This window comes from Streptomyces sp. NPDC028928, from assembly GCF_055564915.1.
Genome location: NZ_JBVHVI010000012.1, coordinates 147,967 through 167,657 on the forward strand (window position 1 = coordinate 147,967; position 19,691 = coordinate 167,657).

Annotated in this window: 17 protein-coding genes; 5 read left to right on the top strand and 12 right to left on the bottom strand. The window is 72.5% G+C overall.

Translation table 11 applies throughout. The annotated features are described in order from the left end of the window. The first annotated feature begins 170 nt into the window (after window positions 1-170). Both ACZ4U1_RS27715 and ACZ4U1_RS27720 read left to right on the top strand, forming a co-directional pair. Entirely contained in the window at window positions 171-1,580 is a 1,410-nt protein-coding gene (locus tag ACZ4U1_RS27715) for a zinc-dependent metalloprotease (protein ID WP_467906873.1), read from the top strand. Continuing rightward, complete coding sequence (locus ACZ4U1_RS27720; protein WP_467906874.1) at window positions 1,577-2,092, top strand: NUDIX hydrolase; 516 nt, start codon at window positions 1,577-1,579, stop codon at window positions 2,090-2,092. The genes ACZ4U1_RS27715 and ACZ4U1_RS27720 overlap by 4 nt, the downstream gene beginning before the upstream one ends. Before the next feature lie 46 nt (window positions 2,093-2,138). Here the strand turns inward: ACZ4U1_RS27720 and ACZ4U1_RS27725 are convergent, their stop codons facing one another. From ACZ4U1_RS27725 to ACZ4U1_RS27740, 4 genes are all read right to left on the bottom strand, one after another. Continuing rightward, window positions 2,139-2,894 (bottom strand): AIM24 family protein, encoded by a 756-nt coding sequence (locus ACZ4U1_RS27725; RefSeq protein WP_467906875.1) that lies wholly within the window; start codon window positions 2,892-2,894, stop codon window positions 2,139-2,141. Window positions 2,895-2,911: 17 nt separating this feature from the next. After that, complete coding sequence (locus tag ACZ4U1_RS27730) at window positions 2,912-3,592, bottom strand: AIM24 family protein (protein WP_467906876.1); 681 nt, start codon at window positions 3,590-3,592, stop codon at window positions 2,912-2,914. 12 nt (window positions 3,593-3,604) lie between these two features. Beyond that, window positions 3,605-5,284 (bottom strand): TerD family protein, encoded by a 1,680-nt coding sequence (locus ACZ4U1_RS27735; protein WP_467906877.1) that lies wholly within the window; start codon window positions 5,282-5,284, stop codon window positions 3,605-3,607. A gap of 135 nt (window positions 5,285-5,419) precedes the next feature. Further along, window positions 5,420-6,025 carry a M48 metallopeptidase family protein gene (locus tag ACZ4U1_RS27740; RefSeq protein ID WP_467906878.1) on the bottom strand — a complete coding sequence of 202 codons (606 nt, stop codon included), beginning with the start codon at window positions 6,023-6,025 and terminating at the stop codon, window positions 5,420-5,422. Between the two features lie 327 nt (window positions 6,026-6,352). Between ACZ4U1_RS27740 and ACZ4U1_RS27745 the strand changes: the two genes are divergently transcribed. Beyond that, a complete protein-coding gene (locus ACZ4U1_RS27745) occupies window positions 6,353-7,567 on the top strand; it encodes a TOMM precursor leader peptide-binding protein (protein ID WP_467906879.1) in 1,215 nt (404 codons plus the stop codon). Then, window positions 7,560-8,933, top strand: a complete 1,374-nt coding sequence (locus ACZ4U1_RS27750; protein WP_467906880.1) for an ABC1 kinase family protein — start codon at window positions 7,560-7,562, stop codon at window positions 8,931-8,933. The genes ACZ4U1_RS27745 and ACZ4U1_RS27750 overlap by 8 nt, the downstream gene beginning before the upstream one ends. Window positions 8,934-8,979: 46 nt before the next feature. Here the strand turns inward: ACZ4U1_RS27750 and ACZ4U1_RS27755 are convergent, their stop codons facing one another. The 5 genes from ACZ4U1_RS27755 to ACZ4U1_RS27775 form a co-directional block, all read right to left on the bottom strand. Continuing rightward, window positions 8,980-9,192, bottom strand: a complete 213-nt coding sequence (locus tag ACZ4U1_RS27755; protein WP_467906881.1) for a hypothetical protein — start codon at window positions 9,190-9,192, stop codon at window positions 8,980-8,982. Window positions 9,193-9,329: 137 nt separating this feature from the next. Beyond that, on the bottom strand, window positions 9,330-9,653 hold the full coding sequence (locus ACZ4U1_RS27760; protein ID WP_467906882.1) for a hypothetical protein: 324 nt from the start codon (window positions 9,651-9,653) through the stop codon (window positions 9,330-9,332). Continuing rightward, window positions 9,650-10,018, bottom strand: coding sequence for a WhiB family transcriptional regulator (locus tag ACZ4U1_RS27765; protein ID WP_023546912.1), 369 nt, complete (start codon window positions 10,016-10,018; stop codon window positions 9,650-9,652). The genes ACZ4U1_RS27760 and ACZ4U1_RS27765 overlap by 4 nt, the downstream gene beginning before the upstream one ends. 170 nt (window positions 10,019-10,188) lie before the next feature. Then, entirely contained in the window at window positions 10,189-10,512 is a 324-nt protein-coding gene (locus ACZ4U1_RS27770; RefSeq protein WP_467906883.1) for a hypothetical protein, read from the bottom strand. A 164-nt stretch (window positions 10,513-10,676) separates the two neighbouring features. Then, window positions 10,677-12,872: an ATP-dependent DNA helicase UvrD2 gene (locus tag ACZ4U1_RS27775; RefSeq protein WP_467906884.1), complete on the bottom strand. Its 2,196-nt coding sequence runs from the start codon at window positions 12,870-12,872 to the stop codon at window positions 10,677-10,679. A gap of 202 nt (window positions 12,873-13,074) precedes the next feature. On the opposite strand from ACZ4U1_RS27775, the gene ACZ4U1_RS27780 reads away from it, so the two are divergent. After that, complete coding sequence (locus ACZ4U1_RS27780) at window positions 13,075-13,317, top strand: mycoredoxin (protein WP_030338954.1); 243 nt, start codon at window positions 13,075-13,077, stop codon at window positions 13,315-13,317. Between the two features lie 144 nt (window positions 13,318-13,461). Here the strand turns inward: ACZ4U1_RS27780 and nudC are convergent, their stop codons facing one another. The 3 genes from nudC to ACZ4U1_RS27795 form a co-directional block, all read right to left on the bottom strand. Further along, window positions 13,462-14,406, bottom strand: coding sequence for an NAD(+) diphosphatase (gene nudC / locus ACZ4U1_RS27785; RefSeq protein WP_467906885.1), 945 nt, complete (start codon window positions 14,404-14,406; stop codon window positions 13,462-13,464). A gap of 172 nt (window positions 14,407-14,578) precedes the next feature. Next, on the bottom strand, window positions 14,579-15,982 hold the full coding sequence (locus ACZ4U1_RS27790) for a dipeptidase (protein WP_467906886.1): 1,404 nt from the start codon (window positions 15,980-15,982) through the stop codon (window positions 14,579-14,581). A 53-nt stretch (window positions 15,983-16,035) separates the two neighbouring features. Further along, window positions 16,036-19,599: a UvrD-helicase domain-containing protein gene (locus ACZ4U1_RS27795; protein WP_467906887.1), complete on the bottom strand. Its 3,564-nt coding sequence runs from the start codon at window positions 19,597-19,599 to the stop codon at window positions 16,036-16,038. Between the last annotated feature and the right edge of the window lie 92 nt (window positions 19,600-19,691).

The window sequence follows — 19,691 nt, forward strand, 5'->3', positions numbered from 1 at the left end:
TTCAGTACGGGCGCGAGTGACGCGTACGTACCAGGTGCATCCATCCTGCCGCAGGCCTTCCGCAGGCGAAGCACCGAGGCCCGATCGGGTCCGGGTGTCTACGCTGGGTGGTGTTGTCGGGCAGCCGCGCCGCCGGAGGAAACCGGTGGCCTTACCAGCCGAGGAATCCCGTGAGTGACACCCCATTCGGTTTCGGCCTTCCGCCGGAGGAGCCGGAAGACGGCGACGAGGGCAAGAAGAAGGACCAGCAGAGCGGTGGTGGGCAGGGACCGGCGAATCCGTTCGGTTTCGGCGACCTGCCCGGAGCCGGCGGCTTCGGCGGCCCCGGCGCCGACAACCCGCTCGCTGCCATGTTCGGTTCCCTGAACCCCACCGACCTGGGCGCCGCGTTCCAGCAGCTGGGCCAGATGCTCTCGTACGAGGGCGGGCCGGTGAACTGGGACATGGCCAAGCAGATCGCCCGCCAGACGGTCGCCCAGGGCACCTCGGACGGCACGAAGGACGCCAGTGTCGGCCCGGCCGAGCGCAGGGCGGTGGAGGAGGCCGTGCGCCTGGCCGATCTGTGGCTGGACGACGTGACGTCCCTGCCGTCGGGTTCCGCCTCGGCGGTGGCCTGGTCGCGCGCGGAGTGGGTCGAGGCGACCCTGCCGGCCTGGCAGGAGCTGGTCGACCCGGTCGCCGAGCGGGTCGGCGCGGCCATGGGTGACGTCCTGCCGGAGGAGATGCAGGCCATGGCGGGCCCGCTGATCGGCATGATGCGTTCGATGGGCGGCGCGATGTTCGGCACGCAGATCGGGCAGGCCGTGGGTGTGCTCGCGGGCGAGGTCGTCGGCTCGACCGACATCGGCCTGCCGCTGGGCCCGGCCGGCCGGGCCGCGCTGCTCCCGGTCAACGTGGAGGCGTTCGGCAAGGACCTGAGCGTGCCGCACGAGGAGGTCCGGCTGTACCTGGCCCTGCGCGAGGCGGCCCACCAGCGGCTGTTCGCGCACGTGCCGTGGCTGCGCTCGCACCTGTTCGGCGCGGTCGACGGCTACGCGCGCGGGATCAAGGTCGACACGGCCAAGCTGGAGGACGTGGTCGGCCAGTTCGACCCGCAGAACCCGGAGCAGTTGCAGGACGCGCTCCAGCAGGGCATGTTCCAGCCGGAGGACACGCCCGAGCAGAAGGCGGCCCTGGCCCGTCTGGAGACCGCTCTGGCGCTCGTCGAGGGCTGGGTGGACGCGGTGGTGCACGCCGCCGCGAAGCCGCGCCTGGGATCGGCCGACGCCCTGCGCGAGACGCTGCGCCGCCGCCGCGCGACCGGTGGCCCGGCGGAGCAGACGTTCGCCACGCTGATCGGTCTGGAGCTGCGCCCGCGCCGGCTGCGCGACGCCTCCCGCCTGTGGGCCTCGCTCACGGACGCGCGCGGGATCGACGGCCGGGACGGCCTGTGGGCCCACCCGGACATGCTGCCGACCGCGACCGACCTGGACGACCCGGACGGCTTCGTCCACCGCGAGCACATGGACTTCTCCGAGCTGGACAAGATGCTCGGCGAGGCGGCGGGCGGCTCCGCCGAAGAAGGCGACGACAAAGAGTGACCCTGCACACGAACGCGGTACAGGTGCTGGAGCGGTACGACCAGCAGCAGGATCTGCGCCGGATCTACCTGGACCATCTCGACACGCATCCCGACGGAATGTGGAAGGACTGCAAGGACGGGCACATCACGGCGAGCGCGCTGGTGATCGACCCGGAGGGCGGGCGCGTCCTGCTCACCCTGCACAGGAAGCTCGGCATGTGGCTCCAGATGGGCGGCCACTGCGAGCGGGGCGACACCACGCTCGCGGAGGCGGCGCTGCGTGAGGCCACGGAGGAGTCGGGTATCTCCGCCCTGCGCCTGCTGCAGAGCGGTCCGGTGCGTCTGGACCGCCATCACACGCCGTGTGCCTGGCACCTGGACGTGCAGTACGCCGCCGTCGCGCCGAGCGGGGCCGTGGAGGCGATCAGCGACGAATCGCTCGACCTGCGCTGGTACGCCTACGACGAGGTGGCCGGGGTGGCCGACGAGTCCGTCGTACGCCTGCTGGACGCCACGCGCGCGAGGCTCTGACGGTGTGAGGGGTGGCCGTCCGGGCGGTCACCCCTTACACCGGTGGCTAGCTCCAGACGTTGCCCTGGTTCTGGCCACGCGCCCCCTGCTGGCCCATGCCGAACTGGGCGGCGAGGCCCTGCCCGATCACGGCGTTCTGCGGCGGCAGCAGCTCGCTGGGCTGCACGAGCGCGAACCCGGATCCCATGAAGCTCAGCTCCCAGCCCTCACCGGTGTTGCCGCGCCGCCGCCACACACCGGAGGAGTGCGTCTGCGCCTGCATCTGCACGCGCAGCCCGGTGGACCAGGCCACGATCGCGTCGGCGTCGCAGTTGACGTACCGGTCGGGCGTGACCTGCATCAGCAGCGGCGCGCCCGAGGTCATCAGGGCGACCTTGCCGCGCCCGGTGATGTTGAGCTGGTACTTCCCCGAGCCGGAGATGCCGTAGAGGCTGTCGACGGCGATGACCTCGTGGTGCAGCGAGGAGTCCATGGCGAGGACGTAGGAGCTGTCGACGGTCAGCCCGTCCTGCTCGACGTCCATGATGTGCACGTGCTGGGCGAGGTTGGCGAGGTAGACCGTGCCCTGGCCGTGGCAGCGCATCAGGTCCAGGCCCTCGCCGGTGCGCGCACGCGCGCGTGCCTGGCCGTTGCTGCGGTATTCGGCGTCGAACTCGACGAGACCCTGGTAGGCGACCATGGTGCCCTTGCGGGCGAGGAGGTCGTCGTGGCCCTCCAGGGTGATCCGGAGCATCTGCTTGTTCTGCAGGCTCCAGCGCTCCTGGGTCTGGAGGTCGTTGTGCGCGAAAAGCGGGCTCTGCATGGTGTTCTGGCTCCCCCTCAGCCCCGGATCCGGAGGCGGTCGGTGCTGTCCTCGCTGGGCTGGACGACGACGATGCCCTGGCCGGAGAAGGCCATCTGGTAGGCCTCGCCGCTGCCCCGGCCGATCAGCGACTGGGCCTTGAAGCTGCGCTTGCCCTTCACCTTCAGGTTCGGCGACCAGGCGACGAGCGCGTCCGGGTCGACGTACGTCTCGTCCTCGCCGCCGCCGCAGTCCACGACGATCGGCTTGCCCCGGGAGGTCAGCGCGACCCAGCCCTGCCCGGAGATCTTCGTGTTCCACAGGCCCTGCCCGGCGAACTTCGCGAGCCCCTTCACGCGCTCCACGCCCCAGGTCAGGTGCGCGTCGAAGGCGAGCAGGTTGGTGGCGTTGACGGAGATGCCGTCGCCGTTGAGGTTGATCACGACGACGTCGGCGCCGTAGTCGGCGAGGTAGAGCAGGCCGTCGCCGGTGCACTTCATCAGCGGCGCGCCCTCGCCGGTGACCCAGTCACGGGCGATCTGCCGGACGGCCGGCGGGTTGGGCTCGTACTGGATGAAACCCTCGTAGGCGACCATCGAGCCCACGCGCGCGAGGAGGTCGTTCCCGGTCTGCATGGCGACCTTCAGCATGTGGTTGCCGTGGTTCTCCATGCGGGCGGTGACGGGTGCGGGGGCGTGGCCCGCGAGCGGCTGGTTCATGACGGGCTCCCCTTAGACCTCGTACGGCTGGACGACGATGAAGTTGCCGGGCGCACCCCGGAACTGGAGGTTGACGCTCTCGCCGGTGTCGCCCGGGTAGGCGTTGCGGCGCATGCGGACCTGGCTGGAGACGATCACCTGGGACGCGGCCGACCAGGCGACGACGGCGTTGCAGTCGGCGAAGGTGGTCGGCGTGACCGGCAGCACCACGGGCGTGCCGTGCGTCTTGACGACGATCGTGCCGGTGCCCTGGAACTGCATGGTGAACAGCGCGCCGCCCGGGATGCCGTGGCCCTCGATGCGGCGGACCTCGTACTGCAGGCTCTCGTCGAAGGCGAGGACGTTCTCGGCGGACACGCAGATCGCGTCGCCCTGCAGCTCGACCGGGTGCAGTTGGGTGGAGTTCTCGGCGAGGAACACCTGGCCCTGGCCGGTGCAGCGCATCAGCTGCATCTCCTGGCCGGTGGCGTTGCCGACGATGCGCCCGGCGAAACCGGCGCCCTTGTAGCTGAAGTCGACCTTGCCCTGGTAGAGCACCATGCTGCCCTGCCGGGCCAGCACCGGCTGGCCGCCGATGCCGAGGTCGACTCGGATCAGCTTCTTGTTCTGCTGCGTCCAGCGCTGGCCGGTCGGCGTCTCCTTGAACGCCTGGAGCGCGGCCGTCACCCCGGCACCGCCCTGGGGCGCGCCCTGCGGCACCCCGTAGGCAGCGGTCTGCTGGCCGGGGACCTGCCCGTAGCCCGGGGGCATGGGCGGGGTCGGCTGGCCACCGCCGTAGGGGGCCTGCTGCTGGCCGTAGCCCGGGGGCAGGGGCGCGCCGGGCTGGCCGCCGTACGACGGCTGCTGGGGCGGCTGGCCGTGGGGCGCGGGGGCCGGGGCGGTGGGCGCGGCCGGCGGCGGGACGGTGCCGCCGGGCGGCGTCATGGGGGCGACGACCGTCGGCGCGCCGTGCACGTTGGGCGCCGGGGCCGGGGGCGGGGCGAAGCCCTGCGGCGCCGGAGCGGGTTGCGGGGTCGGGGCGGGTGCGGGAGCAGGTGCCGGGGCGGGTGCCGGGGCGGTCGGGACGCCGAACGCGGGGGGCGGCGTGGTCTGGGCGGGCGGGGCGAAACCGGGGGCCGCGCCGGGCTGCTGCTGGGACTGCTGCGGGGCGGCGGGCGCCTCCTCCTCCAGGACCTCACCGCCGAAGTTCTTCAGCAGCGCCTCCAGACCGCCGTCGAAGCCCTGCCCGACGGCGGCGAACCGCCACCCGTCCTTGAAGTAGAAGTCACCGAGCATCACGGCCCGCTCGGTGGAGAACTCCGCACCGGTGAAGGAGTACCGCGCGACCTCCTCGCCGCCCGCCACGATGCGCAGGTATCCGGGAGCGACCTGCGACATCTGGCCGGCGCCGTCGATGGTCGCCGTGAAGGACAGCTTGCGGATGTGCGAGGGGATCCGGTCGAGCGTGACCCGGAACGACTCCGTGTCACCCGCCTGCGCGCCCAGCAGCTGGATGGACTCCTCCGGGGACTTCGGCTGGTTGAAGAAGACGAAGTACCGGTCGTCCGAGAGACGCTCGTCGGCGTCCAGACCGAAGCAGCTGATGTCGAAGGTCAGTCCGGGGCCGGAGATCTGCACGCCTACGTACAGATCCGTGCCCGCCGTGAGGTCACTGATCCTGGCCTTGTGGCCGCGTTGGAATTCCCTGGCCATGCGTTACGACCGTCCCCCATCCCGAATGTGAGTGCGTCGCGCCAGGCTAACGGCAAAGACCGACAACGGCCCCGAAGGGTGGCCGTCGGTACAGACCCGGTACACAACCGCACCCGGCCGCTCACATCAGGACGCTCAGGCGTCCCGCTCATCCCGCGCGCCCGGCACATGCGGCAGCCGCGCGGCCGCGACCACCCCTTCGAGGTAGCCGCGGGCCCGCTCGGTGCGCGGGTATGCCTCCAGCAGCCGCCAGAAGTCGGGGCCGTGGCCGGGGACCAGCAGATGCGCCAGCTCGTGGCAGAGCACGTAGTCGATGACGTACTCCGGCATCCCCTGAAGGCGGTGCGAGAGCCGGATGCTGCCCTCGGCCGGGGTGCACGAACCCCAGCGGGTGTTCTGGTTGGTGACCCAGCGCACGGACGCGGGCCGGGCCCGGCCGTCGAAGTACTGGGCCGACAGCCGCTCGGCACGCTCGGCCAGCTCGGCGTCGCCCAGCACCCGCCTGCTCTCCTGGGCGGCGAGTTTGTCGAGCATGACGGTGACCCAGCGCTGCTCCTCCGCCTTCGACATGCGGGCGGGGATCAGTACGACGGTGCGATCGCCCTCGCGGTACGCGGAGACCGTCCGGCGGCGCCGGGCGCTCCTGCGGACCTCGATCGCGCTCGCCCCCGAGCCGCCGGGCGGCTGGCTCGTCGTGCTGCGCTGTGGTTTACCGGCGCGGTGCAGTGGGTCGGCGGGCACGCCCCGACGTTACCCGGTGGGCATGGGCAAAGTCCCGGCTCCCGGACGGTTGACCGCCGATACCCCACCATGTGTTTGATTCGTACGACCGGCCTGGTCATGCGATTTACACCACTTCGCCCCGGCTCTCCGGTATGACAAACTTCCCCCACCTGTGGATAACTCACGACGCCCGCCGCACGAGGCGGGCATGCTGACAGGCATCGGCGCAGCGCGACCGCTTCCGCCGACGGGACGGACGTCCTGGATTCCCGATGCGCAGCTCGACAGACACACGATCCCGACAGACACGAATCCCGACAGATACACGGATACGGGGGGGCAGTCATGCATCCGGTGGTGAAGCCCGCGCTGCGGCGCGGCTGGCGCGATCGCAACACTGTGCAGTTCGGGATGACCCCGGCGCACGCCGTGACACTGAGCCCGATGGACACGGCGACCGGCAGCTTCCTCGACCTGCTCGACGGCACCCGCGGGCTGCCGCTGCTGCGCGAGGAGGGCCGCCGCGCGGACGTGCCGGCCCGCCATGTCGACGCGCTGGTGGAACGGCTGGCCCGCGCGGGCCTCGTCGACGACGCGCGCGGCGGCGGACCGGCCGCGGACGCGCTGCGCGAGAAGACGGACGTCCTCGAACGGCTGCGCCCCGACCTCGCCTCGCTCTCCCTGATCACACCCGAGCCGGGCGGCGCCCCGGCCCGGCTCGCGGCCCGGCGCGCGCTGCGGGTGCGGGTGCGGGGAGCGGGCCGGGTCGGCGCCCTGCTGGCATCGGTCCTGTCGGGCGCCGGCGTCGGCGAGGTCGACGTACGTGACGTGGGCCGCGTGGAGCCGTGGGACGTGGCGCCGGGCGGGCTGCCCGCCGACTCGCTCGGCGACAGGCGGGACGCGGCGGCGCGGACCGCCGTCCGCCGGGCCGCACCGGACCGGCCACCCCGCCACGCCCACTCCCCCGGTTCCGGCGCCGAGGACCCCGGCCTCTCCCTGGTGATCTTCGCGCCCCGCGACGACGTCGCCGTGCACGCCCCGGACCCGTTCACCGCCGAACCCCTCATGGCCGCCGGCACCCCCCATCTGTACGCCGGTGTCGTGGAGGGCACGGGCGTCGTCGGCCCGCTCGTGCTGCCCGGCGAGTCGGGCTGCGCCGGCTGTCTGCACCAGGACCGCACGGACCGGGACCCGGCCTGGCCCCGGCTGGTCACCCAGTGGCGTTCCGGCCGGGCCCGCCGGGTCGGCGCCTGCGACCTGACCCTGTCCACGGCGGTGGCGGGAGTGGCGGCGGCGCATGCCCTGGCCTTCCTCGACGGGGAGTCGCCGTCCAGCGCGGGCGCCCGCTGGGAGGTGTCCCTGCCCGGTCTGACCTGGCGCTCCCGGCCGGTCCCGGCCCATCCGGAGTGCGGCTGCGGGGCCGCGGAGAGAGGTAAACGGGAGCGCGCCTCAACCACCGGGGAGCAGCGCGCGACAATGGCGGTGCAACGGCCGTCGACGGCGCGGCGACGCACAGCGGGCGCGGCACGCCCGACTGGGACTTGGAGGGCGCATGTCTGATCTTCCCCGGAAGGCGGTCACCCGTACCGCCAAGCTCGCCGCGCTCCCGCTCGGCTTCGCCGGCCGGGCGACCTGGGGGCTGGGCAAGCGGATCGTGGGCGAGTCCGCGGAGATCGTCGGCCGCGAGCTGCAACAGCGCACGGCGGAGCAGTTGTTCAAGGTGCTCGGCGAGCTGAAGGGCGGTGCGATGAAGTTCGGGCAGGCGCTGTCCGTCTTCGAGTCGGCGCTGCCGGAGGAGGTCGCCGGCCCCTACCGCGCGGCCCTGACCAGGCTGCAGGACGCGGCCCCGCCGATGCCGACCCGCACGGTGCACGCGGTCCTGGAGGAGCGGCTGGGGCCGGACTGGCGCGAGCTGTTCGAGGAGTTCGAGGACAAGCCGTCCGCCGCGGCCTCGATCGGCCAGGTGCACCGGGCGGTGTGGCACGACGGCCGTGAGGTCGCGGTCAAGGTCCAGTACCCGGGAGCCGGCGAGGCACTGCTCTCCGACCTCGGCCAACTGAGCCGCTTCGCCCGACTGTTGGGCCCGCTCATCCCGGGCATGGACATCAAGCCGCTGATCGCTGAGCTGCGGGACCGGGTCTCCGAGGAACTGGACTACGGCCTGGAGGCCCAGGCCCAGACCGCGCACGCGGAGGAGTTCGCGGACGACCCGGACGTGGTCGTCCCGGCGGTGGTGCACCAGTGCGAGCAGGTCTTGGTGACCGAGTGGATCGACGGCATCCCGCTGTCCGAGATCATCGCGGACGGCACCCAGGAACAGCGCGACCGGGCCGGCCAGCTCCTGGCCCGCTTCCTCTTCTCGGGACCGGCCCGCACCGGCCTGCTGCACGCCGACCCGCACCCGGGCAACTTCCGCCTGCTGCCCGGCGGGCCGGCCGGTGAGGACGACTGGCGCCTGGGGGTCCTGGACTTCGGCACGGTCGACCGGCTCCCCGGCGGCCTTCCGGCCCCGATCGGCGTCTCCCTGCGGATGACCCTGGACGGTGACGCCGAGACGGTCTACGAACTGCTCTGCACCGAGGGGTTCGTCAAGGAGACCATCGAACTGGAACCGGACGCCGTCCTGGACTACCTGCTGCCGATCATCGAGCCGGCCCGGGTCGAGGCGTTCACCTTCACCCGCTCCTGGATGCGCAGCCAGGCCGCCCGCATCGCCGACCCCCGCTCCCCCGCCTACCAGCTCGGCAAACAGCTCAACCTGCCCCCGGCCTATCTCCTGATACACCGGGTGACCCTGAGCACGATCGGCGTCCTGTGCCAACTGGGCGCCAACGTCCGCCTCCGCGAGGAACTGGAGGAATGGCTCCCGGGCTTCATGCCCGACGCCCCCGAGAACACGCAGGACGAGCCGGCGGCGGGGGCGTGATCGGGGCCACCCTCTCCCCCTCCCTCTGCCTGTCGGCCCGATCCTTTCACCACCAGGCCGAGTCCAGGCGTCCCTCGATCGCGCGGAGGTTGTCGCGGGAGCAGGTGTCGCAGAAGTACTGGCGGACGCCGTTCTCCACGGAGCAGGTCCAGGTGGCCGGCGGGGGGCCGTCGGCGGGGGTGCCGCAGCGGGCGCACACGATGTGGCGGGGCTCCGGGGTGGAGCCGCCCTGATCACTTCCGCCGGGAACACTCGTCACCCGGCGACGATAACTCCGGGACCGGCCGATCGCCCTGGGGAACGCACCGCGGGGGCCGGTCCGTTCGGCCGGACCGGCCCCCGCGGGGAGGCTTCGCCTCCCGGGTTCGGGAGGCCACCGCTGCTCAGGTGTGTTCCTTACTGCATGACCGCCATGGCGAGCGCGCGGCGGGCGCGCAGCGAGGCGCGCTCGGCCCGGCGCTGCATGCGCTGGGCGACCGCCAGGCGCATGGCCCGGCGTTCACGCACGGCGTCATGGAGTCGCTCGTGCATATGCGCACGAGCCAGGGCTTCTTGCATGAGTTGCATCTCTCGGTTCCTGTTCTGGCGCGCTTCGGTCGCGCCGGTGGTGGTGAAGTCTGGGGTCGCGGAGCCGGCGGGCTCGCTGGTGGACGGCTTCATCGGGGCCTGCTTCTTGGGGTCGTGCGTGAGGGGGCGGTCGATCGTTCCTGCGGTGTTCATGCCGTGACCGGGTTCTTGCGCGGGCGGCCACGGGGCCGCTTCCGGGCGACGACGACACCCTGGACGAACAGCTCGCCACCCCAGACGCCCCAGGGCTCACGCCGCTCCTTGGCGCCGGCGAGGCAGGCCTCGATCAGCGGGCAGGTGCGGCAGAGGGACTTGGCGTACTCCACGTCCGCGGGCGACTCGGCGAAGAAGACCTCCGGGTCGTAGGAGCGGCAGGGGACGGGTACGCCGAGGTTCTCGATGGCGTCGTCGAGCGCGGTGAGCGCGGTGAGGGGGGTCAAGGTGGAGTCCTCCGTGAGGCCGGGCGGGGGGATCGTTTGCGAAGGCGGTACGGACGGGGCGTGCGCTTCGAGTTGCACGATTGGTCTTCCTCGTCTGGTCGTTCCGGCCGGTTGACCGGGTGTCGGCTTGGTACCGGGTTCCTTGTCCCGAGGCCCCTTCGCTCCGTCGTCCCCGTTCGGGGAAAACAGAAGGGCCGCGGATCCCGGATGGGGTTCCGCGGCCCTGAAGGCGCCGGCCTGATCGGCGATCAGGCTGGATCACTCCAGGGTTTTGGCCCACGGAAGGCCCACATCAGGTGGTGCTGCGTCGTCTGCTTCCGGAATCCGGCACCGGCCGCCGCAAAGGCATAGGCGTGGGCCTGTGCCTCTACTGCTTCCAGTGCCTTGGTCGGTCGCTCATTGCGCTCACGGATGGGAAGACCCGCGAGGGCAGGGGAGGACGCCGGACGCACGGCACGGATGCCGGACAGACCGGTGCCCTGGTTCGAGGCGCCGAGCATGCACGTGGAGACGGCCGAGCGATCGGTCAGTTTGGCCGTGCTGACGGTGGTGCTGATGTTGATGCTGATCACTGGACTCGCCTCCTCTCGGCGTCTCTGGGACTGGGGGTGAGCCAGTCCGTTCGGATATGCAAGTACAACACGGAACCGCGCCTTCGAGAAGGCCGCTGCTTCCGTGCCTAGAACCTATGGGGATTGCTGGGGCATGCGCAAACTATTTTTTCGACGAGTTCGTATCAGTCGTCCGGGCTGTCGTCGCCGGGCTGTTGACCTGCACAGATGGCCAGAACGTCGGCTCCGTAGCTGCGCAGCTTGCGGCTGAGGACGCCGGGGATGCGGGCGAGTTCGGCGGAACTCTCGGGGCAAGCCTCGGCGATGGCCATGAGCGTCCGGTCGGTGAAGACGCAGAAGTCCGGCTGGCCGCTGCGCTCGGCCTGGACGGCCCGCCAGTCCCGGAGCCGTTCGTAGAGCCCTTCGTCCATGTCCGAGGGGCAGTCCGCGCAGCGCATCAGCTTCATCTCGCCCGCGTCGGTGAGCGTGCGGCCGCAGACCCGGCAGCGGGCCGGGGTCCGTTGAACGCGCCGGGGGGCTGCGGCGGCCCTCGCGGTGATGCCGTGTTCGACGCCTGCGCCCGTGCCGGCGCCGGTGTGGCCGACGGTGGGGGTGGTGCCGGGGCGCAGCCCGTCGAGGAAGCGGCTCGGCCGGCGGTTGGGGCGTCCGCCGGGTGAGCGGGACAGGGCCCAGGAGAGGTGGAGGCGTTCCCGGGCGCGGGTCACGCCGACGTAGAGGAGGCGGCGTTCCTCCTCGATCTGTTCGTCGGTGCGGGCGTAGGTGATGGGCAGCATGCCCTCGGCGACGCCGACGAGGAAGACGACGTCCCACTCCAGTCCCTTGGCGGCGTGCAGGGAGGCGAGGGTGACGCCCTGGACGGTGGGGGCGTGCTGGGCGTTGGCCCGCTCGTCCAGTTCGGCCACGAAGTCGGCGAGGGTGGCCGCGGGCCGGGCGGCGGCGATGTCGTGGGCGAGGTTGACCAGGGCGGCCAGGGATTCCCAGCGTTCTCTGACGGCGCCGGAGCCGGCCGGGGGTTCGCTGGTCCAGCCTTCGCCGGAGAGGACGGCGCGCACCTGGGAGGGCAGGTCCACGACGTCGTCGAGGAGGGAGTCGTTGCCGCCGAAGCGGGCGGCGCCGCGCAGGGCGATGCCGGCCTTGCGGATCTCGGGCCGGTCGAAGAAGCGTTCGGCGCCGCGCAGCTGGTAGGGGACGCCGGCGTCGGCGAGGGCCTGCTCGTAGGTCTCGGACTGGGAGTTCGTACGGAACAGGACGGCGATCTCGGCGGCGGGGACGCCGGCGTCGATCAGCTCGCGGATGCGGCGGGCGGCGCCTTCGGCCTCGGCGGGTTCGTCGGTGTATTCGGTGTAGACGGGGTCGGGTCCCGGGGGGCGCTGGGAGACGAGTTCCAGCCGGTGGTCGGCGGCGCGGCCCCGGGCCTGGGCGAGCAGGCCGTTGGCGAGGCGGACCACCTGGGGGGTGGAGCGGTAGTCGCGGACCAGTTTGACGACGGTGGCGCCGGGGTGCCGGAGGCGGAAGTCGAGGAGGTGGTCGGGCGTTGCTCCCGTGAACGAGTAGATGGTCTGGCTGGCGTCACCGACGACGCACAGGTTGTCACGGTCGCCGAGCCAGAGATCCAGCAGCCGCTGCTGCAGCGGGCTGACGTCCTGGTACTCGTCCACGACGAAGTGCTGGTACTGGGAGCGGACCTGTTCGGCGATGTCGTGCCGGTCCTGGAGGATGGCGACGGTCAGCAGAAGGACGTCTTCGAAGTCGATGACCGCGCGGTCGCGCTTGAGGTCCTCGTAGGCCGCGTAGAGGTGGGCGATCTCGGCGGGGTCGCGGGGGGTCTCGCGGCCGGCCTTCGCAGCAGCGTACGGGTAGTCGGCGGGGACGGTCTGGGTGACCTTGGCCCATTCGATCTCGGCGGTCGCGTCCCGCAGCTCGTTGCGGTCGAGGCGGGTACCGAGGGCGGCGGCCGCGTCGGCGACGAGCTGGATCTTGCGGTCGACGATCCGGGGCAGGGAGCCACCGATCGCTTTCGGCCAGAAGTACTGGAGCTGGCGCAGGGCCGCGGAGTGGAAGGTGCGGGCCTGGACGCCGTGCGCGCCGAGCTGGCGCAGCCGGCCGCGCATCTCTCCGGCGGCGCGGTTGGTAAAGGTGACGGCGAGCACGCTGGACGGGGGCAGGATGCCGGCGCGGACTCCGTAGGCGATGCGGTGGGTGATCGCCCGGGTCTTGCCCGTGCCCGCTCCGGCCAGGACGCACACCGGGCCGTGCAGGGAGGTGGCGACCTCGCGCTGCTCGGGGTCGAGCCCTTCGAGCACCGCGTCGGCCGTGTCCGGTGCCTGCGGGAAGACGGGGGAGTGCGTTGCTGCTGTCACACCGCCATGCTGCCAGGTCTGCCGGGACGGCTGCGCCGGTTGTCCACAGGCGGGGGCTCGCAGTCGTATTAATGCGGCCGGTGTCACATGGGTGCGGCGGGTGTCACTCCGGCGGGTGGGTACCCCTGGCGGGAATGGCGGGCCGGTCGCTTACGTTCTCCCCCTGGACGACCTTTTCCGAGCTGCCTGAGGAGCGCGAGAGATGCAGGGCACTGTGACGATGTACAGCACGACTTGGTGCGGCTACTGCCGGCGGCTGAAGAGCCAGATGGACCGGGAGGGCATCGCCTACACCGAGATCAACATCGAGCAGGACCCCGAGTCCGCCGCTTTCGTGGAGAAGGCGAACGGCGGCAACCAGACCGTCCCGACCGTGCTCTTCGCGGACGGCTCCACGCTGACGAACCCGTCGCTGGCCCAGGTCAAGCAGAAGCTCGCCGCGTAGGCCCGAGCTGCGCCGGACGGCGGCTCCCGAGCCCGGAGGGGTTCAGGGGCCGCCGTTCGCCGTTTTCGCCGTCTCGGACGAAGTGCTCACCGTCCCGGACGTCGCCGTCTCGGACGAAGCCTCGCCGTCCCGGACGCCGGCGTCTCAGACGAAGCTGCGGGTCGGCAGCGGCTTGCCGTACCACATCTCGATCAGGCGGGCCGCGATGGAGATGCCGTACGGCGGCAGTACCTCTCCGGACTCGAAGGCCGCGTGCAGTTCCTCGCGGGAGAACCAGCGGGCCTCGTGGATCTCGTCCCCGTCCACGTCGATCTCGGTGGAGGTGGCGCGGGCCATGAAGCCGAGCATCAGGCTGGACGGGAAGGGCCAGGGCTGGCTGGCGACGTACTCGACCTGGCCGACGGTGACCCCGACCTCCTCGGACACCTCGCGGCGCACCGCCTGCTCGATGGACTCGCCGGGCTCGACGAACCCGGCGAGCGTGGAGAAGCGGCCCTCGGGCCAGTGGACCTGGCGGCCGAGCAGGATGCGGTCGTCCTCGTCGGTGACCGCCATGATCACGGCCGGATCCGTGCGCGGGTAGTGCTCGGCGCCGCAGGCCGGGCAGCGGCGGATGTGGCCGGCCGCCGCGATGACGGTGCGCTCGCCACAGCGGGAGCAGAAGCGGTGGGTGCGCTGCCAGTTCTCCAGTCCGACCGCGTGGACCATGAGACCGGCGTCGCGCGGGGACAGCAGCAGGCCGGCCTCGCGCAGCCCCGCCGGGCGCGCGGACTGGTCGATACGGCCGGGCAGCGAGTCCTTCTGGAGCGCGAAGTAGCTGACGCCGTCCTTGTCGATGCCGAGGAAGTAGCGGTGCGCCTCGGTGAGCGGGGCCTCGAAGGACGGCGTCATGACGAGTTCCGTCCGGCCGTCCGGGGTCTCGTCGATCAGTACCTGGCCGCCGGAGACCACGAAACAGCGGGTCGTGGGGTGGCTCCACGCCGCCGCGAGCCAGGCCTCGTCCAGCCGGTGGTGGGCGGCGCGGTCGATGCCGCTCGGGGCGGTCAGCGAGATGGGTCGGTCGGCTGTGTCGTCGGTCCAGGTGGTCACGGGTGCTTCCAACTCCCCCAGTGCGGCGGTTCTTTCGGCGGGCGGTTCGGCGGGACGTGGGCGGGCGGGCACCGGGCCGGGAGCGGCCGGGGCGGGCGGGGCTGGCGGGGCGGGCGGGGCGGTCCTTCCAGTGTGCCCCGCGCGCGGTGCCCCTCCGTACGGCGCCGGCCGGTCAGAGTGCGGGACGCCAGTTCCGGGCGAGGTCACCCCACAGGTAGGCGCTGGTCTCGACGCCCTTGAGGAGGAGGTCCAGCTCGACCTTCTCGTTGGGCGCGTGCCAGCCGTCGGAGGGGACGGAGATTCCCAGGAAGAGGACGGGGGCGCCGAGGACTTCCTGGAGGTCGGCGGAGGGTCCGGAGCCGCCTTCCCGGGTGAAGCGGACCGGCTGCTCGAAGGCGCGGCCCATGGCGCGGACCACGGACTGGAGGGCGGGGTGGTCGAGCGGGGTCAGGCAGGGGCGGGTGGCCGAGCCGAAGTCGATCTCGTACCGGATCCCGGCGGGCACCTGCTCGGCGGCCCAGGCGCGGACGGCCTTCTCGATGTGGTCGGGGTCCTGGCCGGCGACCAGCCGGAAGGACAGCTTCACCATCGCCGTGGAGGGGATGATCGTCTTGCTGCCGGGGCCCTGGTAGCCGCCGCCGATGCCGTTGACCTCGGCGGTCGGGCGGGCCCAGACGCGCTCCAGGGTGGTGTGGCCGGCCTCGCCGTGGATGGTGCGGGACTTGGCGGTGCGCAGCCAGTGCTCCTCGTCGAAGGGAAGTTCGGCGAAGAGTTCGCGCTCGCGGTCGGTCAGCTCGATGATGCCGTCGTAGAAGCCGGGGATCGCCACGCGCGCGTGCTCGTCGTGGAGGGCGGCGACCAGGCGGGCGGCGGCGGTGGCCGGGTTGGGCACGGCGCCGCCGAAGGAGCCGGAGTGGATGTCCTGATCGGGGCCGTACAGCCGGATCTCGCACTCGGCGAGGCCGCGCATGCCGGTGCACACGGTCGGGGTGTCCTCGGACCACATGCCGGTGTCGGAGACGATCACGGCGTCGGCGGCGAGCCGCCCGGCCCGCTCCTCGACCAGGGCCCGGAAGTGCGGGGAGCCGGATTCCTCCTCGCCCTCGATGAGCAGCTTGAGGTTGACGGCCGGCGCGGTGCGGCCGGTGGCGGCGAGGTGGGCGCGGACGCCGAGTGTGTGGAAGAACACCTGGCCCTTGTCGTCGGCGGCCCCGCGCGCGTAGAGGCGGTTTCCGCGGACGACCGGCTCGAAGGGGTCGCTGTCCCAGCCGTCCTCGCGGGCGGCGGGCTGCACGTCGTGGTGGCCGTAGACCAGGACGGTGGGTGCCTCCGGGTCGCCCGAGGGCCACTCGGCGAAGACGGCGGGGGCGCCCGGGGTGGGCCAGACCTCGGCGGTGGGAAAGCCGGTCTCCTTGAGCTTGGCGGCGAGCCAGTCGGCGCTGCGCCGTACGTCGGGCGCGTGGTCGGGCTGTGCCGACACGGAGGGGATGCGCAGCCATGCGGCGAGGTCGTCGAGGAAGGCGGCGCGGTGCTGCTCGATGTACGTGCGGACGGCGCTGTCCGGGGTCTGGCTCATGGTCCCGAGCCTATCCGCCCGCACCGACATCCTCGGCGGGCGGTTCGTCACACTCAGCTTGCCTCCCGTGTGCTCTCCGTCTCACCCGTGAGCAGCCGCTCCAGCGCGGCCCGGTCCGGCAGTCCCTCGGGGCGTACGACCTCGCCGCTGCGTACGTACAGGAAGGTGGCCGTGACCGACTCGGGGGGTATGCCCTGCTGCTCGGCCCAGGCCAGCCGGTACACGGCGAGCTGGAGCGGGTCGGCGGTGCGGGCCCGGTTGGTCTTCCAGTCGACGATCTCGTACGTCGCCTCGTCGCCGTCGCCGTGCCGGTAGACGGCGTCGATGCGGCCTCTGATGACGCGGCCGGCGAGGGTGAGCTGGAAGGGCGCCTCGACCCGGTACGGGGTGCGCCGGGCGTACTCGGTGCGTTCGAAGGCCTCTTTCAGGGCTTCCAGGTCGCGTTCGTCGGCGATCTCGGCGTCGCTGCCGGGCAGCTCGTCCGGTTCCAGCAGGGGCAGCGTCAGCTCCTCGAAGCGGGCTTCCACCCATGCGTGGAACCGGGTGCCCCGGCGCGCGGCCGGTTGCGGGGGGCGCGGCATGGGGCGCGCGAGTTCCTGCGCGAGCCCGTCCGGGTCCTCGGCGAGCCGCAGCAGCTGGGAGGCGGTGAGGGTGGCGGGCAGGGGCACGTCGGTGACGGTCTGCCGGGCGCGCAGCAGCTCCCCGGTGAGTGCGTCCAGGTCGCGGTCCCAGGAGGCGACGGTGCGGGCCTCCTCGGGGGTGAGGAAGGCAGGGCGCAGCGGCTCGGCGGGACGGGGGCGGTCCTGCGGGGCGGACGCCTGGTGGGGGACGACGGGCCGCTCGGCGCTCCAGGTGTCCCGGTCGGCGGGGTCGTCAGGGCCGGGGACGGGCGTGCGGCGCGGGGAAGCCTCGCCGACGGAGTCCTCGTGGAGGGGTGGCAGGTCCTCCTCAGGGGGGAAGTCGTCGTACGGCTGGTCGTACGGATCCTCGCTGAACGGGTCGCCGTAGGGGTCGTCCCCGTACGGGTCGTCGTCCGGGGGCGCGGGCCAGTCCGGGTGCTCGTCGCCGGCGGGGTCGTGCAGGGCGGGCCGGCCGCCTGCGGACTCGGCGGGTTCGGCAGCGAGGGTCTCCAGGTGGGCGAGGACGGTCTCGGCGGCGGCGCGGCGGCGGGCCAGGGCGGCGTCGTCCAGCGGGAGCGGCCACACCTGGTCGGCGGTGGCCGTGTGCAGGGCCGGGTTCTCCTCGTCCTCGGCGGGCTCGTCCGCCCAGACCTCGATCTCTCCGTGTCCGGCGGCGCAGTGGTCGTACAGGGCCTTGAGGAAGTCGGAGGGGCCGCGCGGTTTCTTCTGGCTGGAGCCCCACCAGTGGCCGGAGCCGAGCAGGAGGGAACGGGGGCGGGTGAAGGTGACGTAGCCGAGGCGCAGCTCCTCGGTGTGCTGGTGGTCCTTCATGGCCTCGTGGAAGGCCTTCATGCCGCGTGCGTCCCAGGTGTCGACGTCGGGCAGGGTGTCGGTGTCGCCGCGCAGGGCGTGCGGCAGCACCCTGGCCTGGGCGGTCCACTTCTCGCGGCCCTGGGCGCTGGGGAAGGTGCCGGTCACCAGTCCGGGGACGGCCACGACGTCCCACTCCAGGCCCTTGGACTTATGCGCGGTGAGCACCTTGACGGTGTTCTCGCCGCCGGGCAGGGCGTTGTCGAGGCCCTTCTCGTACTGGGCGGCGGTGCGCAGGAAGCCGAGGAAGGCGAGCAGCGTGGCCTCGCCGTCGCTCGCGGCGAAGGAGGCGGCGATGTCCAGGAAATTGGACAGGGTCTCGCGGCGGCGGGCGGCGAGCGCGTGCGGGGACGCCGACAGCTCCACCTCCAGGCCGGTGACGGCGAGGACGCGGTGCAGGACGTCCATCAGCGGGTCGGACAGCGAGCGGCGCAGGTCGCGCAGCTCGGCGGCGAGCCGGGCGAAGCGCACGCGCGCGTCCGGGGAGAACGGCAGCCCGTCGTCGTCTGCCTCCCGCAGGGGCGCTTCGAGGAAGGTGTCCAGGGCGTCCGCGAGCGAGATCACCTCGGCCGGGTCGACTCCCTCGACGGCCGCGGCAAGCCGGCGGTCCGGGTCGTCGGTGGCGTCCACGCGCGCGTGGGCGACGAGCAGGCGGGCCCGGCGGCCGAGGAGGGCGAGGTCGCGGGGGCCGATGCGCCAGCGCGGTCCGGTCAGCAGGCGCACCAGGGCGGCGTTGGCGCCGGGGTCCTGCAGGACCTCGCAGACGGCGACGAGGTCGGCGATCTCGGGCAGGTGCAGCAGCCCGGAGAGGCCGACCACCTCCACGGGGATGTCGCGGGCGACGAGGGCGCCCTGGATCTCGGCGAAGTCGGTCGCGGTCCGGCACAGTACGGCGATCTCGCCGGGCGGGGTGCCGGTGTGCACGAGGTGGGCGAGGGAGTCGGCGATCCAGTCGATCTCCTCGGCGTGGGTGGGCAGCAGGGCGCAGCGGACCGTGCCGTCGTACTCGGCGCCGGGGGCTGGGCGGAGGGCCTCCACGCCCGCGTGCATGGCGCGCAGGGGCGTGGCGAGGTCGTTGGCGAGGTCGAGCAGGCGTCCGCCGCTGCGGCGGTTCTCGCTGAGCGCCTGCCGGGTGGCGGGCCGGCCGTCGGCGTGGGCGAAGTGGTCGGGGAAGTCGTCCAGGTTGGCGACGGAGGCGCCGCGCCAGCCGTAGATGGCCTGGCAGGGGTCGCCGACGGCGGTCACCGGGTGGCCGGTGCCGCCGCCGAAGAGGCCCGCGAGGAGGACGCGCTGGGCCACGGAGGTGTCCTGGTACTCGTCCAGGAGCACCACGCGGAACTCCTCGCGCAGCAGGCGGCCCACCTCGGGAATGCGGGCGAGGCGGGCCGACAGGGCGATCTGGTCGCCGAAGTCGAGCAGGTCCCGCCGGCGCTTGGCGGTCCGGTAGCGCTGGACCAGGTCGGCGAGTTCCCGGCGGGCGGCGGCCGTCTCGGGGACCTTGCGCAGGTCGGCGTTGGTGAGTTTGGCGCCTTCGAGGGTGTGCAGCAGGCCGGTGTCCCAGGCGCGCAGTTCCTCGGGGTCCACCAGGTGTTCGGCGAGTTCGGAGTCGAGGGTGAGCAGGTCGCTGACCAGGTCGGCGAAGGAGCGGGTCAGCGCCGGGTAGGGGCCGGGGGCCTCGCGCAGTACGCGGGCGGCGAGCTGGTAGCGGGTGGCGTCGGCCAGCAGCCGGGAGCTGGGTTCCAGGCCGATGCGCAGGCCGTGGTCGGTGAGCAGGCGGCCGGCGAAGGCGTGGTATGTGGAGATGACCGGCTCGCCGGGCGGGTTGTCCGGGTCGATCAGATCAGGATCGGTGACGCCGGCCTTGACGAGTGCGGTGCGGACGCGTTCGGCCAGCTCGCCGGCGGCCTTGTTGGTGAAGGTCAGGCCGAGGACCTGTTCCGGGGCGACCTGCCCGGTGCCGACCAGCCAGACCACGCGGGCCGCCATCACGGTGGTCTTGCCCGACCCGGCTCCGGCCACGATCACCTGCGGGGCGGGCGGCGCGGTGATGCAGGCCGTCTGCTCCGGGGTGAACGGGATGCCGAGGAGCTCCTTGAGCTGCTCGGGGTCGGTGATATGGGCGGACATGTCGAAAGAGGCTAGCGGCGGGCACTGACAGTCGAGGACGAATCGATCGCCCGGTACGGAAGAACCGCAGGTCAGCGTGTGTGGTGCCGTAC

Coding starts and splice junctions, on each gene's coding strand:
- ACZ4U1_RS27725 (WP_467906875.1), bottom strand. CDS start 2,894: ATGCAGAGCCCGCTTTTCGCGCACAACGACCTCCAGACCCAGGAGCGC.
- ACZ4U1_RS27730 (WP_467906876.1), bottom strand. CDS start 3,592: ATGAACCAGCCGCTCGCGGGCCACGCCCCCGCACCCGTCACCGCCCGC.
- ACZ4U1_RS27735 (WP_467906877.1), bottom strand. CDS start 5,284: ATGGCCAGGGAATTCCAACGCGGCCACAAGGCCAGGATCAGTGACCTC.
- ACZ4U1_RS27745 (WP_467906879.1), top strand. CDS start 6,353: ATGCATCCGGTGGTGAAGCCCGCGCTGCGGCGCGGCTGGCGCGATCGC.
- ACZ4U1_RS27750 (WP_467906880.1), top strand. CDS start 7,560: ATGTCTGATCTTCCCCGGAAGGCGGTCACCCGTACCGCCAAGCTCGCC.
- ACZ4U1_RS27760 (WP_467906882.1), bottom strand. CDS start 9,653: ATGAACACCGCAGGAACGATCGACCGCCCCCTCACGCACGACCCCAAG.
- ACZ4U1_RS27780 (WP_030338954.1), top strand. CDS start 13,075: ATGCAGGGCACTGTGACGATGTACAGCACGACTTGGTGCGGCTACTGC.
- ACZ4U1_RS27790 (WP_467906886.1), bottom strand. CDS start 15,982: ATGAGCCAGACCCCGGACAGCGCCGTCCGCACGTACATCGAGCAGCAC.
- ACZ4U1_RS27795 (WP_467906887.1), bottom strand. CDS start 19,599: ATGTCCGCCCATATCACCGACCCCGAGCAGCTCAAGGAGCTCCTCGGC.